The organism is Streptomyces sp. NPDC048295 (genome assembly GCF_040652135.1).
Classification (GTDB): Bacteria; Actinomycetota; Actinomycetes; order Streptomycetales; family Streptomycetaceae; genus Streptomyces.
In genome coordinates, this window is record NZ_JBEZLL010000008.1 from 23,014 (window position 1) to 38,199 (window position 15,186).

Sequence of the window (15,186 nt, forward strand, 5' to 3'; positions counted from 1 at the left end):
CCTCGTGTGCGGTGGGGTCATCGCTCCGACAGCAGCTCCGCGACATGCCCGCTGATCGCCGTCACCGTCGGCTGGTGCCACAGCAGTGTGGCCGGCAGCTTGTGGCCGAAGCGCTTCTCCAGCCGCTTGCGGATGACGATCGTCATCACCGAGTCGAGGCCCTGCTCGACCAGCGAACGCCGTACGTCGAGCGAGGCGACCGGCAGCCTCATCTCGCCGGCGATCTGCCCGGCGATCTCCTCGGTCAGCCGCTCGCGCAGCTCCTCCCCCGACAGGCCTGCGAAGAGGTCGTCGCCGGCCGGCCCCGGACCGGCCGCCGCGGGCTCCGCCGTGCCGGTCTCCCGCAGCAGCGGCAGCCGTTCGGTGCCCGCCTCCAGCGGTACCGTTCGCAGCACCGGGAAGTGCCCCGTGCCCCGGCGCGCCGCGTGGTCCCACGCCGCGAACGCCTCGGACAGCGAGATGTCGGTGACGCCCCGCTCGCGCAGCTCCAGGTCCACGACCTCGTTCACGGCCATGCCCTGACCACGCCACGACGTCCAGCCGAAGCTCGTGATGTCGCCCCGGTGGTGTGCCAGCGCGTCGAGGAAGGCGTTGGCGGAGCCGTAACTGGCCTGGCCCGGGAGTCCGAGAAGCTGGCCGCAGGAGGAGAAGAGCACGAAGAAGTCGAGGCTGCCGGCCGGGAACAGCTCGTGCAGCACCCACGCGCCCTGCGCCTTGGGCCGCATCACCGCGCGCAGCGACTCCTCGTCGACATCCGGGACCATGCGGTTGTCGAGGACGCCCGCCGCGTGGACGACGCCCCTGATCGGCGGCATGCCGAGGGCGTCCGGAGTGAGCAGCCGGGCCGCGGCGGCCTTGTCACCGATGTCCAGGGCCACCGCGCGCACGGTCACCCCGAGCGCCTCCAGCGCCCTGACGTCCGCGATGTGGCGCCGGGTGGCCTCGTCGGTCGCACCGTCCCACTCCGCACGCGGCGGCAGCCCGCGCCGGCCGGCCAGCACCAGGCGCCGGGCGCCCCGCCCGGCCAGCCACCTGGCGACCTCCAGACCCAGCACACCGAGGCCGCCGGTGATCAGATACGTGCCGTCGGACCGGCAGGCCACGGCCTCGTGCCGCTCCTCCCGCTCCGTGAGGGCCAGCCGGGACACCTCCGCGGCACCGTCCGCCCGCAGTGACACCACGTCCTCCCCCGGTGCCGCCCGCACCACGTCGAGCAGCCGGCCCGCCGCACCCTGCGCGCCGTCGGCCGGCAGGTCGACGATGCCGCCCCACAGCTCACCGTGCTCACCGGCGACGATCCTGCCGAGCCCCCACAGCGCGGAGTGCGCCGGCCCGGTCGTGTCCCGGCTCTCCCGCACCCCCGTGGTCACCGCCCACAGCCGGGGAAACCTCACGGTGCCCAGCGCGGCCAGCCACTGTGCCGTCTCCAGCAGCAGCCAGGCGTTGGCGGCCGCGGCGTCGGGTACCGCGTCCTGGGGCGCGGGCTGGGGCGGCAGCACCAGTACGTCCGTGGCCGCCTCGAACCCGGCCGCCGGTACTCCGAGGTCGCCGGGCCGCTTCACGGCCAGGAACCGGCGGCCCTCGGCGGTGACCCGCTCGCGCAGCGCGCCCGCCAGCGGATGGTCGACGGCACCGATCAGCACCACGTCCCGCCCGGTGCGCTCCGGGCCCTCAACCGTCTCCGGCGCGGGGTCCAGCGGGCGCCATGCGATCTCGTGGACCAGCTCACGGGGTGGTGCCGTCACCATCGAGTCGTTGCCGATCCCGCCGTACCGTACGCCGGTCAGCGCGGCCAGCACCTGGCCGTCGGGGTCCGCGATCAGCACATCGACCAGGTCGGCCGCCGGGTCGTGGGTGACCCTGATCTCGGCCACCGGCGGCGGATTCCCCTCGACCCGCATCTCGTCGAGGCCGGCCACCATGCGCAGCGTCGCGGGCCCGGGGTACGCGGAGGGAGCGATGGACAGGGCGGCGTCGAGGACCGGGGCCCAGGTCACCGGTCCTCGGTCCGGCAGGCCCGGCCGCACCCGGGCGTGCAGTGTGCCCTCGGCGCGCAGGAGGCCCTCGACGGTCCAGTCGAAGCCCATGCTCGGGACGCCGACCGAGGCGAGGTGCCGCTGGATCGCGCCCGGGTCGGCGGGGGCCAGGCCGTCGGGGGGCGCCGGCATTCCGCCCAGGGGCGCGTCATCGGCCGTCCCCGTCGTGGCGGTCGTATGGGTCAGCCAGGAGCCGTCGCCCCCGGCCGGCCGCGAGGAAAGCTGGAGCCCGTCGTCCTCCCGCACCACCTGGAGCTCACGGCGCTCGGACACCGGCAGCGGCAGTCGCAGCGCGATCTCGCGCAGACATCCGGAGGTCGTCCCGTCCGTGTTCCCGGGTCCGCCGCCCGAGGCGGCCAGGAACGTGTTGAGCAGTACGGCGGCCGGGACGATCTCGGTCCCGTTGATGGTGTGGCTGCCGGGATAGGGCCGGTTCGAGTCCTCCAGGAGGGTGCGCCACAGCCGCAGGGCCCGGCCGGAGACGGAAAGGGGCTGCCCGAGCAGTTCGTGCGCGTCCACATCGTGCCCGCGGCCCTGGCCCCCGCCGGGGAAGGCCGTCTCCCGCCAGTGCGGGCTGCGCTGCCAGGCGACCCGCGGCAGGGGGATCAGCTCACCGGCCGGCTGGAGACGTGCCCAGTCCAGGCCGATGCCGTGGGTGTGCGCGGCGGCGAGGGCGGAGAGCAAGGTGTCCGCTTCCGGCTGGTTGCGGCGCAGTGAGGAGCCGACGAAGGCGTCCTCGATGCCCTCCTCCGCCAGCGTCTCGCCGATCGAGTGGGCCACCACGGGGTGGGCCGAGATCTCCAGGAACGCGCGGTGGCCGTCCTCTGCGGCGGCGCGGGTGGCCGCCGCCAGCCGGACGGTGTTGCGCAGGTTGGCCGCCCAGTAGGCGCCGTCGGCGGCGGGGGTGCTGCGCGGGTCGGGGTGCGCGGTCAAGTACATGGGAATGCGCGCTTCCCCGGGCCTCAGGTCGTGTGCCGCAGCCGCGAGCTCGGCGAGGAGCGGGTCCATCTGCGGGCTGTGGAACGCGACGTCGGAGGCCACCCGGCGCACCTGCAGGCCCTCGGCCCGCCACTCCTCGACGAGGGCCTCCACACCGGCGGTGTCACCCGAGATCACCGTGGAGTTCGGCGACGCCGCTATGGCGACCACCACATCGGTGCGGCCCGCGAGCCGCTCGGCGGCCTCCTCGGCGGAGACGGGGACCATCGCCATCGCTCCGTGTCCGGCCACCCGGCGCAGCAGCTTCGACCGGCGGCAGATCAGCCGGGCGCCGTCCACGAGGGAGAGCAGGCCGCAGGCCACGGCGGCGCCCACCTCTCCGACGGAGTGGCCGATCACCGCGTCGGGCTCGACCCCGTACGCCCGCCAGACCCTGGCGAGACCCATCTGCACCGCGAAGATCATGGTCTGGATGCGGTCCACGGTCTCGAAGTCGCCGTCCAGCAGCACCTGTCGGGGGGAGAAGCCGATCTCCTCCAGGAACACCGGGTCCAGTTCGTCGATCACCTCGGCGAACACGGGCTCCGACGCGAGCAGTTCGCGTCCCATGCCCGCCCAGTGCGAGCCGTGTCCCGAGAACACCCACACCAGGCCCTTGCCCGGGTCCGCCGGGACCGAGCCGACGACCGCCTCGCGCGACTCGTCGCCCTCGGCGATCGTCCGCAGCCCGGCGGCCAGTTCCTCCCGGTCGCACGCGACGACCGCGGCCCGGGTCTCCAGATGCGAACGGCGCACCGCCATGGTGTGCCCGAGGGAGTCCAGGCCGCTTCCCCGGCCCTCCTCGGCGAGCCATCGGGCCAGCCGGCCGGCGTAGTCGCGCAGGGCGGCCGGGGACTTCGCGGACAGCGGGAACAGCCGCGGGCCCGTGGCCGGTCGCGGCATCGAAGCGGCGGGGGCGACGGGCTCGGGCGCCTGCTCCAGGATGACGTGGGCGATGGTGCCGCCGTAGCCGAAGCCTGAGACACCGGCGCGGCGCGGCCGGCCGCGGTCGGGCCACGGGGTGCGCTCGGTGACGACGCGCAGGCCGTTGGAGTCCCAGTCGATGGCCGGGTTGCCCCGGGTGTGGTTGAGACTCGGCGGGATCTCGCCGTGGGCGAGGGCAAGGGTGGCCTTGAGCAGACCGGCGACGCCCGCACCCGCCTCCAGGTGGCCCACGTTCGGCTTGACCGAGCCGAGCAGGAGCGGTTCACCGGCGGGCCGCCCCACGCCGTACACGGCGGCCAGCGCCCCTGCTTCGAGGGGGTCGCCGACCCGGGTGCCGGTGCCGTGGGCCTCGATGTAGTCGACCGATGCCGCGGTCACACCCGTGCGGTGGAGGGTCTCCTCCAGCAGCCGCTGCTGGGCCGTCCCGCTGGGGGCCATGATGCCGTTGGTCCGGCCGTCCTGGCTCACGTGGCTGCCCCGCACGACGGCGAGTACCCGGTCGCCGTCGCGTTGTGCGTCGGCGAGTCGCTTGAGCACCAGGACCGCCCCGCCCTCACCGCGCCCGTAGCCGTTGGCCGAGGCGTCGAAGGGCTTGCAGCGGCCGTCGGGAGCGGTGGCGCCGGCGGACTCCAGTGTCGCGGACAGGCCGGGCGAGATGATCAGGTTGACACCGCCGACGAGGGCGATGCCGCTCTCCCGGGCCCGGAGGCTCTGACAGGCCAGATGGGTGGCGACCAGCGAGGCCGAGCACGCCGTGTCCACGGCCATGCTCGGGCCGTGCAGATCGAAGGCGTACGAGATCCGGTTCGCGGCGGCACACATCGCGCTGCCGATACCGGTCCAGGCCTCGATCGCCGGCAGGTCCTCCAGCAGCCGTCGCCCGTAGTCGTCCGAGCCGATGCCGACGAAGACGCCGGTGTCCCCGCCGCCGAGGCTCTGCGGCGGGATGCCCGCGTCCTCCAGCGCCTCCCACACCACTTCGAGGAGCAGCCTCTGCTGCGGGTCCATCAGCTCGGCCTCGCGGGGCGTGAGGCCGAAGAAGGCGGAGTCGAAGCCCTCGATGTCCCGGATGAAGCCGCCGGGCACGTCGGAGCGACGGACCACGGCGCTGTGCTCCGGGCCGAGGTCCCGGTAGATGCCCCAACGGTCCTGGGGCATGTCGCCGATGCCGTCACGCCCCGCCAGCAGCAGGTCCCAGAACTCGCCGGGGGAGTCGGCGTCGCCCGCCAGCCGGCAGCCGGCCCCGATCACGGCTATCGGTTCCGGCGGGGTGACCGGAGATGTGCCGGTCTCTGCCGCGGCCTCGGCCGCGAACTCGTCTCGTATGGACACGACTTCGGTCTCCTTAGCCTTGTTCAACTGCGCCACGGGGCGATGTCGAGGATCCGTACGACCGCGCTCGACAGGGTGACGCCCGGTCCGACTCCGAGCATCAACAGGACGTCACCCGGCGCGAGTTCTCCGGTCCCCACCAGGTGGTCGAGGGATACGATCTGGTCGCTCGCACCGAGATGTCCGACGGTCCGGCCGAACTCCCAGGTCGACTTCTCCATGGGGAGGCCGAGCGCGGCCATGCAGCGCTGCTCGACGATCTCCCGGGAGTAGTTCATGTACGCGACCCGGGTGACGTCGCCCAGTCCGATACCCGCCTCGGACAGCGTCCGTTCGACCAGCGCCAGGGTCGCCCCGTGGACCTTGACCAGTGCCCGGGTTCCGATGCCCTCCGCGAGAGCGGCCTGCTTGTACTCGGCGTTGCGGGCCCGGAAGTCGAGGGGGCGTCCGACGGTGGGGCCGGGCGGGAACAGCGGCTCGGCTCCCCGGTGCATCTGTTCGGCCTCGGAGACGGCGACCGAACCCACCGCGAGCAGCTGGGCGAAGGACGGTTCGGTGGTGAGGAGGACCGCGCTGGCGGCGTCCCCGGCGACGTAGCCCGGGCCCATGGTCCACCGGTTCATCATCGGGGTGCCGAAGTTGTCGGACGCGACGAGCAACGCGGTCGCCGGCCCGCCGTCCGGCGCCGCAGGCATGCCCCGCAGGTAGCCCGCGGCGAGCTGCAGTGCGGCGAACATGCCGTTGCAGCCCTGCCTCACCTCGACCGACAGCACGTCGTCGCCGACCAGGTGCCGCTGCAGGTAGTACTGGGGCTGCCAGCCGTCGGGGCCCTGGTGCCAGGAGTCGGCGTACAGCAGGACGGTGGTGTCCTCGGGACGGTGACCGCAGCGCTTGTACGCCTGTTGCGCGGCGCGCAGGGCCATTTCGGGGGCCGGGGTCTCTCCGGCCACCGCCGCGCCGGCCAGTTCGTGCAGCTCGATGTCGATGGCGGGGTAGTGACCCTGCTCGACGGCCTCTTCCGTGGCGACCGGGTCGGGCACGAAGGTGCCGAGCCCCTTGATGAATACGTCGGGCGTCCGCAAGGCCGCCTCGCCTCCTCGGGATGGGTGGGGGTGGTGCGGGGATGTCGGGCCGGCCGGTGGCGGTCAGTCCCGGCCGGCGAGCGTTTCCAGCGTCTCCACCAGCCGGGTGAGCAGCCGCCTCGCGTCGCTCCGGGAGAAGACGTCGGCCCGGTAGCCGAGCCTCAGCGTCAGCATGCGGCCCGGCAGGGCGACCAGCCGGAGCGGGTAGTGGGTTCCGTCCTCCACGCCGAGGGCGGTCAGCCGCAGACCGTCGACACCGGTCGGCCCGCCCGCTTCGAGGGCGCCGTTGACGAACGTGATGGCGGTGTCGAAGAGGGCGCCGCCGCTGTAGCCGAGCACGGCACCGCCCCGTGGGCCCTCCGCCTGCCGCTGGATGTCGGCCAGCGCCAGGTAGTGGTGGGGCACCAGGGACAGCTGCTCCTCCTGAAGCCGTGCCAGGGCCGCCATCAGGGGTTCACCCGCCCGCAGCCGCACCCGGCAGGGGACGGTGTTGGCGAGCAGGCCGACGATGCTCTCGACCCCGGGCAGCTGGGACGGGCGCCCGGAGACGGAGGTGCCGAACAGCACGTCGTCGCTCCCCGTGATCCGGGAGAGCAGCAGCCCCCACGCGCCGTGCACGGCGGTGCTCAGCGTGATGCCGTGGTCGACGCAGGACGCGGAGAGTGTGCCGGTCAGCACCGCACCGAGTTCCTGGGTGAGATGGGCCTGGTGCTCCGCGGCCGGCCCCGTCACGCCGTCGGCGACATAGGTGGGGCCGGCCAGGCCCCGCAGAGCGGCGGCCCAGGCCCGCCGGGACCCGGCCCGGTCCCGGGTGGACAGCCAGGCCAGGTGGTCACGGTGCTGACGGGCGGGGGGCAGGCCGGCACCGTCGCCGCCCTGCCCGTACAGCGTGAAGAGCTCACGCACCAGGATCGACGTGGACCAGCCGTCCCACAGGATGTGATGGGCCGTCAGGATCACCCGGTGGCGGCCGTCGGTCAGCTTCAGCACCAGGAACCCGAGCAGCGGTGGTGCCGTCATGTCGAAGGGGCGACACCGTTCCTCCGCCGCCAGCCGCTGCGCCTCGGCCTCCCGCTCGTCCTCCGGCAGCGCCGACAGGTCCCGCTCGGCCCAGGACGGCTGCAGCCCTTCGCAGATGATCTGTACGGGCTCCTCGGTGTCGGTGTGCCGGAAGGCCGCCCGCAGACCGGCGTGCCGTTTCAGCAGCGACGTGCCGGCCGCCCGCAGCACCGCCGTGTCCAGCGGACCGGCGAGGTCGAAGCGGAGCTGTGCCGCGTAGGCGTCGACGCCGTCCTCGGCCAGGATGCTGTGGAAGAGCAGGCCCTCCTGGAGGGGCGTCAGGGGAAGTACGTCGGACATCCCGGGGTGGGCGGCGCCCAGTGTGTCGATCTGCCTCTGGTCCAGGTCGACCAGTGGCAGGTCGGCGGGGGTGAGGCCGGCGGCGCCGGGCGAGCCGCCGTGCACCGGCGGGCCGCTCCTCGCGACCGGGCCGCTCCCGCCTCCGGCCTCGTCGGCCCGGCCCTCCGGGCGGGTGACCATGCTGGTGTGCGGGGCGAGTTGGGCGACGGTCGGGTGGCGGAAGACATCGCCCACCTCGAATCCGAGCCCGGCCCGGTGCGCCTGGGCGACCAGTTGCAGAGCGAGGATGCTGTCGCCCCCGTGGCCGAAGAACGAGTCCTCCACACCGAACCGGTCCGACCCCAGTACCTGTGCGAACAGCGCGCAGAGGATCTCCTCCCGGTCGTCCGCGGGCGGCCGCCCGGTCCCGGCGGAGGAGAAGTCCGGCGCGGGCAGCGCGCCGCGGTCCACCTTGCCGTTCGGTGTGACCGGCACCGCGTCCAGCTCCACCACCATGGGGACCATGTGTTCCGGCAGCGAGAGCGCGGCCTCCCGGCGCACCTCCTCGGTGTCCAGCACGGTGCCGGGTGCGGGCACCACGTGGGCGACCAGCCGCTTGTTGCCCGGCCGGTCCTCCCATACCGCCGCCACCACGGCCCGGACCGACTCCTGGCCGGCGAGCACCGCCTCGATCTCACCGAGCTCGATGCGGAAGCCGCGGACCTTGACCTGGCTGTCCACGCGCCCGAGGTAGCCGAGCTGATCATCGGCCCGCCAGCGCACGAGATCGCCGGTGCGGTACATGCGCGACCCGGGCGGTCCGTAGGGGCACGGCACGAAGCGTTCGGCCGTCAGCTCCGGCCGGCGCAGATAGCCCCGGGCGACCCCGGCTCCCCCGATGTACAGCTCCCCCGCCGCCCCGGGAAGGACCGGCAGCACGGCGTCGTCCAGCACGTACACCTGGGAGTTGGCGACGGGACGGCCGATCGACGGGGCGTCCGCCGGGTCCAGCGGCGGGCTCACGGTGGTGGTGACGGTCGCCTCGGTGACGCCGTACTCGTTGAAGATCCGCCGGCCCGGGGCCCACCGTCGCAGTGTCTCGGGGGCCGGGGGCTCGCCGCCGGTGATCAGGACGTTCAGCTCCGGCAGGTTCTCGGCCGGTGTCCGGGCCAGGAAGACCGGGGGGATCGCGGCCTGCGTGATCCGCTGCGTGCTCAGCAGCGCGGCCAGTTCCTCTCCCGTCAGGGTTCTTCCCTCGGGAGCCAGCACCAGCCGGCCGCCCGCCAGCAGGGTCGGCCAGATGTCGGCCATCGCCACGTCGAAACTCGGCGACACCAGTTGAAGCACGCGGCTCCCGGAGCCGAGGCCGTACCGTCGCATGTTGTCCTCGACCAGGTTCCTGAGACCCCGGTGCGGCACGACGACGCCCTTGGGGGCCCCGGTGGAGCCGGACGTGTAGATGACGTAGGCGGGATCGTCCGGGCCCGGACCGGGCAGCGCGACCGCGGGGAGCTCCGGGCCCGGCGGGAGGTCCGTGCCGTCGAGGAGGATGCGGGGAACGCCGTCGGGCAGCCGCGTCTCCTCCTTCGTGGTCACCACACAGGCGGGGGACGAGTCGCCGACGATGTGGACGAAGCGCTCGGTGGGATAGGACACGTCGACAGGCACGAAGGCGGCACCCGCCTTGAGCACGGCCAGCATGGCGACGATCAGCTCCGGTGAGCGCGGCAGCGCGAGGGCCACGAGGTCCTCGGCGCCGATGCCTCCCGCGGCCAGTGCCCGGGCCAGCAGGTCCGCGCGCCCGTCGAGCTCCCCGTACGTCATGGTGCGGGAACCGTGGACGAGCGCGATGTGCGACGGGGCTGCGGCCGCCCGCCTCCTGAACAGCCCGGGCACCGTCCCGTCGCCCAGGTGCAGCGCGGTGGCGTTGCGTTCCACGAGGAGCGCGCGGCGTTCCGTCGCGCCGAGCACGTCGATCGCGGCGATCGCGGTGTCCGGAGCGGCGGCCACGGTACGGATGAAGGCCATCAGGCGCTCCTGGTGCGCCGAGAGGCTCTCCAGGTCCTGCGTCCCGGGATTCCCGTCCAGAACCATGGACATGGCGCCGCCGCCGGGCTCGGGACGGAAGGTGACGAACAGGTCGAGGACCGGTCCCGAGGCCAGGTTGTGACTGGTGGCCGGGGCGTCGCCGAAACGGAGCGGTCCGCCGTACGGCATGAAGTTGACGACGGGGCCCATCAGAGCGCCCGCTCCGCCCTCCGGGGCGAGTTCGCGCTGCAGGTCCTCCAGCCGGAAGCGTTCGTGCTTCAGCGCGTTGCCGACCTCCTTCGTCAGGCGCGGCACCAGGTCAGCCAGACTCGTCCCGGGGGCGACGTCCAGACGCACCGGCACGCTGTTGGTCGCCATGCCGGGGATCCGGCGCGCCGCGACGCTGCGACGTCCCGCCACGGGCACGCCGAGCATCACCTCCTGGCGTCCGGTCACCCGGTGGACATAGGCCCCGACGACGGCCATGAGCAGGATCTGCCACGTGGTGCCGGACACGGCGGCCGTCTTCCGCAGCAGTTCGAGAGCGTCGTCGGGGAGCGGGGCCGCCAGCCGCAGCCGCAGCCGCTCCTCCGGCAGGCTCGATGCGGCACCCCGGCGGCCGGGGACCCGCAGTGGCCCCGGCCGGTCACCGAAGTGCTCCACCCAGTACGCCCGGTCCGCCGCGAAGGCCTCGGACGCACGGTACTCGGCCTCGCCGTCGAGAAGGTCCTTCAGCGGACCGAACACCCGGGCGACGGAGGTCCGGCCGGCGGCCAGCGCGGAATATATCTCCGCGAGCCGCTGCCCCAGCAGATGGACGCCGTAGCCGTCGATGAGCACATGGTGCATGCGGTAGTAGAAGAAGAACCTCTTCCCGGACAGTTTGATCAGGGCGAACGAGGTGACGGGTCCTGTGCTCAGATCGACGGGCCGGCGGACATCGTCGCGCATCCACCGATGCGCCAGGTCGTCCGGATCGTCGTCGCCGGAGAAGTCGATCAGCGGCAGACCGGCCGCGTGCCCCGGGTCCAGCACCTGCCACAGACCGTCGTCCTGGACCACCGAACCGATGCGGACGACATCGGCCTCGGCGTGCAGAATCCTCCAGGCCCTGCCGAACAGGGCGACGTCGACCGGGCCGTCGACAGCGATGTACTCCGCACAGTTGTACGCCCACCCGGAGGAATCCGTCTGGTGGGCGAACCACACCCCTTGCTGGCCGGCGGACAAAGGAAGCCGGATCGCGTCCCGGTCGATCATTCTCGACTCCGTCGCTCGCTGTTTCCAGGAAATCCCGTACACAGAGCTGCACGGTGAAGACCACCCTGGGTATCGCAGCTATAGACCGCCTATACGGCCTCCGGTTCCGACCGGACCCGGTACGGAAGGGGTCGATAGGCCGGGTAGCGAAGAAATATAGACGCGCTCTCCAGGGTCGGACCGACCAAGGTCCTGCCGCTAGGAGAAGCCATGACGGACGGTTACAGCGCCTGGGCGCCTCTTGTCGTCACGCCGGCCGACATAAAGGCCGAAGCGACGCCGGAGGGCCTGATCAGCCATCTGCGCGGTCTCGGTGATCTGGACGTTCTGCTGACCCGGGAGAAATCCTTGGTATTCCGCGGATTCGATGTCGGAACAGCAGAGCTGGAATCCGTGATGGACCTGCTGCTGCCGAATCGACTGGCTTACGTCAACGGCAACTCGCCCCGTACCAAGGTCGGGCAGAACGTCTACACGTCGACCGAGTACCCGCCGGAGTACACCATCTCGATGCACAACGAGTTGAGCTACGCCCACCGGTGGCCGGCCCGGCTGCTCTTCTTCTGTGAACGGGCTGCCGGGACGGGCGGCGCGACTCCTCTGGTGGACGGGGTGCGCTGGCTGGAGGCTCTCGATCCCGAGGTGCGCGAGCGTTTCGCCGGCGGGGTGCGCTACTCGCAGAACCTGCACGGCGGACACGGCTTCGGCAAGAGCTGGCAGGACACGTTCGAGACCGGTTCGCGCAGCGTGGTCGAGGAGATCCTCGCCGACAGCGACGCGGACCACGAGTGGACCCGGGACGGCGGGCTGAGGGTGAGCCAGGTACGGCCGTCGACCGCCCGGCATCCGGTGACCGGTGCCGAGGTCTGGTTCAACCAGGCCGACCAGTGGCACGCCGCCGGGCTGGGCGACGAGACGGCGGCAGCGCTCCACCGGATCATGCCGGAGAAGGATCTGCCCCAGTCGGTCACCTTCGCCGACGGCTCCCCGATCCCGGCGCAGTACATCACCCAGGTGCGCGACCGCGGCCTGGAGGCCGCCGTGGACGTCGACTGGCTGACCGGGGACGTGCTGCTCGTCGACAACATGCTGGTCGGTCACGGCCGCAGGCCCTTCACCGGTCCGCGCCGGGTCCTCGTGGCCATGTCCGACTGAATCGAGGAGAGAGTCCGTGGTGATCGCGATAGATCCGGTGCCGCCCCTGGGCGGGCATCCACTGGCCATGCTGCTGGTCCAGGTGGCTCTTCTGCTGCTGGTCGCGACCCTCCTGGGGCGGCTCGCGGCACGCTGCTCGCTCCCCGCCATCGTCGGCGAGCTGCTGACGGGCATCGTCCTCGGACCGTCCCTGCTCGGGCACACCCTGCCCCAGGTGTCCGAATGGCTCTTCCCCGAAGTGCCGACGCAGGCGCATCTGCTGGATGCCGTCGGCCAGCTCGGCGTCCTGCTGCTGGTCGGCATCACCGGCCTGCACATGGACACCGGACTGATCCGGAAGAGAGCCACCACGGCCGTGCGGGTCAGCCTGCCCGGCTTCGTCATTCCGCTGGGACTCGGCATCACCGCGGGATCCCTGCTGCCGGCCTCGCTGCTCGCGGAGGGCTCCGACCGCAAGGTCTTCGCCCTGTTCATCGGCATCGCGATGTGTGTGAGCGCCATCCCGGTCATCGCCAAGACCCTGATGGATCTCGGCATGCTGCACCGCAACGTCGGACAGCTCATCCTCATCTCGGGAACGGTCGACGACGTGCTGGGCTGGTTCGGTCTCTCCGTCGTCACCGCGATGGCCACGAGCGGACTGAATGCCGGAAGCCTGGTCAGGTCGGCGGGTCTCCTGCTCCTCTTCCTCGCGGGCGCGGCGCTCATCGGCCGCCCGCTCGTGCACCGTGCCATGCGGAAGACCGCCAGGTCGGACGACCCGGGGGTGACCCTCGGCGTGGCCGTGACGCTCGTCATCGCGTTCAGCGCGGCTACGCACGCGATCGGTTTCGAGGGCGTCTTCGGCGCGCTGGTTGCCGGAATCCTGATCCGCGGGGCGGGCAAGGACGTGCTGACCCGGCTGGCGCCCCTGCGCACCTTCGTCGTGGCGGTGCTGGCGCCGCTGTTCTTCGCGACGGCCGGCCTGCGGATGGATCTGACCGCACTGGCCGATCCGGCCGTGCTGCTCACCGCGGTGATCCTGCTGGTCATCGCGATCGTCGGCAAGTTCGTGGGGGCCTTCATCGGCGCCTGGTCCAGCGGCCTCAACCGCTGGGAGGCGATAGCGCTCGGTGCCGGCATGAACGCCCGGGGTGTCGTCGAGGTGATCGTGGCGATGGTCGGCCTGCGGCTCGGCGTGCTGAGCACGGCGATGTACACCGTCATCGTGCTGATCGCGGTGGTGACGTCGTTGATGGGGCCGCCGATCCTGCGCCGGGCGGTGGACCGGATCGAACTGACCGCCGATGAGGAACTGCGGAGATCCGACCTCCGGTCCACCCTGCACAAGGACGATCTCCGGCCCGTGGAACAGCCCTGAGGGCTGTCCCGTGATCCCCACCCACCGGCCCGACCTGTCGGAAAGGCAGCCATGAACCAGCCCGCTCCCTCCCTCGCCCCCTCTTTCAGCGTGATACCGGGCGCCCAGGTGCACGAGGTGATCAACGGGAAGGAGGACGAGGTCACGCGGATCGTCGAGGCCGCCTACCGCTTGCACGGAACCGGCCGCACCGTGAATCCCGACTCCTACTTCCTCACCTTCCCGGACCGTCCCTCGTCACGGATCATCGCGCTGCCCGCCTCCCTGCGGGGAGAGGACGCCGTACACGGGATCAAGTGGATCTCGAGTTTCCCCGAGAACGTGGCCGCCGGCATTCCGCGCGCTTCCGCGGTCCTGATCCTCAATGACGCCCGAACGGGCTATCCGTTCGCCTGCCTCGAAAGCTCCGTCATCAGCGCGGCGCGCACCGCGGCGTCCGCGGCACTGGCCGCGGTCGAGCTCAGCAAACAGCGGGGCGGACGTCCGACCCGGGTGGGATTCTTCGGCACCGGGCTCATCGCCCGTTTCATCCACTCCTATCTGGCCGGAAACGGCTTCTCCTTCGACGAGTTGGGCATCCACGATCTCTCGGCCGAGCACGCAGATGCCTTCCGCGGCTATCTCGCACGGACCGAGGACGGACGGATCACGGTCCATGGGACGGCGGAAGAACTGGTCAGGTCATCCGATCTGATCGTCTTCGCCACCACTGCGGCCCAGCCGCATGTGACCGATCCCGAATGGTTCACCCACAATCCCCTGGTCCTGCATATTTCGTTGCGCGATCTGTCACCGGAGATCCTGCTGGCGTCGCACAATGTCACCGACGACATCGAGCACTGCATGAAGGCCAACACCTCGCTGCACCTGACCGAGCAGCTGGTCGGCAATCGCGCGTTCGTGGCCGGCACCCTGTACGACGTACTGACCCGGCAAGTGGTCTGCCCGCCGGACCGGCCGGTCGTCTTCTCCCCGTTCGGCCTCGGAGTGCTGGACCTGGCTGTGGCCAACCACATCTACAACCAGGTATCCATGAACCGCTCCCTGCATACCGTCGCCGATTTCTTCACCGAGCTGAAGCGTTACGGATGACCGGCGCCGTTCACCGCGAGCAGCGACTCGCGATGCCACGGGAAGTCCTCGCCGGCCGGGTGGGCCTCCGCCGGGCCGAGCAGCACCTCACGTTCCAGGTCGCCGACGCTGCCGGTGAGGATCGCCTGGTACGTCCGGCGGAGCGCCGGGCCGGGATCCACCCCGAGTTCTTCGTCCAGCAACTGTCTGCCCTCGTGGAAGACCGTGAAGGCATCGGCCTGCCGGTCACCGGCGTACAACGCCAGCATGAGCTGCGCCCGCAGCCGCTCCCGCAGCGGATGGGCGTGCACCAGACCGACCAGCTCCGAGGTGAGCTGCGCGTGCCGGCCGAGCGCCAGGTTCGCGGAGATGCGGCTCTCCAGCGTCTCCATGTAGGCCTCCTCGATGCTCGGCCTCTCGGTGTCGCCGAGATGCTCGGTCACATCGGTCAGGGTGGGCCCCCGCCAGAGACCGAGTGCGGCCCGCAGCAACTCCGCGGCCCGCCCGTGTCTCCCTTCCCGCAGCGCGGCCCGGCCGGAGTGGGAAAGCGTGGTGAAGTCGCCGTAGTCGAAGCACCCGGAGGTGATCCGCAGCATGTAGC

The 15,186-nt window shown here is 71.8% G+C and carries 7 protein-coding genes; 3 read left to right on the forward strand and 4 right to left on the reverse strand.

Annotated features, from left to right (window positions below; genetic code table 11):
* Positions 1-17: 17 nt before the first annotated feature.
* From AB0D53_RS13985 to AB0D53_RS13995, 3 genes are all read right to left on the reverse strand, one after another.
* Entirely contained in the window at positions 18-5,291 is a 5,274-nt protein-coding gene (locus AB0D53_RS13985) for a type I polyketide synthase (RefSeq protein ID WP_362444906.1), read from the reverse strand.
* Positions 5,292-5,314: 23 nt separating this feature from the next.
* Positions 5,315-6,373, reverse strand: coding sequence for a ketoacyl-ACP synthase III family protein (locus AB0D53_RS13990; protein WP_362444909.1), 1,059 nt, complete (start codon positions 6,371-6,373; stop codon positions 5,315-5,317).
* 63 nt (positions 6,374-6,436) lie between these two features.
* Positions 6,437-10,999: an amino acid adenylation domain-containing protein gene (locus AB0D53_RS13995; protein ID WP_362444912.1), complete on the reverse strand. Its 4,563-nt coding sequence runs from the start codon at positions 10,997-10,999 to the stop codon at positions 6,437-6,439.
* A 210-nt stretch (positions 11,000-11,209) separates the two neighbouring features.
* On the opposite strand from AB0D53_RS13995, the gene AB0D53_RS14000 reads away from it, so the two are divergent.
* The 3 genes from AB0D53_RS14000 to sbnB are packed head-to-tail and all read left to right on the forward strand — an operon-like array spanning position 11,210 to position 14,606.
* Complete coding sequence (locus tag AB0D53_RS14000) at positions 11,210-12,154, forward strand: TauD/TfdA family dioxygenase (RefSeq protein ID WP_362444915.1); 945 nt, start codon at positions 11,210-11,212, stop codon at positions 12,152-12,154.
* A gap of 16 nt (positions 12,155-12,170) precedes the next feature.
* On the forward strand, positions 12,171-13,514 hold the full coding sequence (locus AB0D53_RS14005) for a cation:proton antiporter (protein WP_362444918.1): 1,344 nt from the start codon (positions 12,171-12,173) through the stop codon (positions 13,512-13,514).
* 51 nt (positions 13,515-13,565) lie between these two features.
* Positions 13,566-14,606 (forward strand): 2,3-diaminopropionate biosynthesis protein SbnB, encoded by a 1,041-nt coding sequence (gene sbnB / locus AB0D53_RS14010; RefSeq protein ID WP_362444921.1) that lies wholly within the window; start codon positions 13,566-13,568, stop codon positions 14,604-14,606.
* Here the strand turns inward: sbnB and AB0D53_RS14015 are convergent.
* Positions 14,597-15,181, reverse strand: coding sequence for an AfsR/SARP family transcriptional regulator (locus tag AB0D53_RS14015; protein ID WP_362445620.1), 585 nt, complete (start codon positions 15,179-15,181; stop codon positions 14,597-14,599). The genes sbnB and AB0D53_RS14015 overlap by 10 nt on opposite strands.
* Positions 15,182-15,186 lie beyond the last annotated feature (5 nt).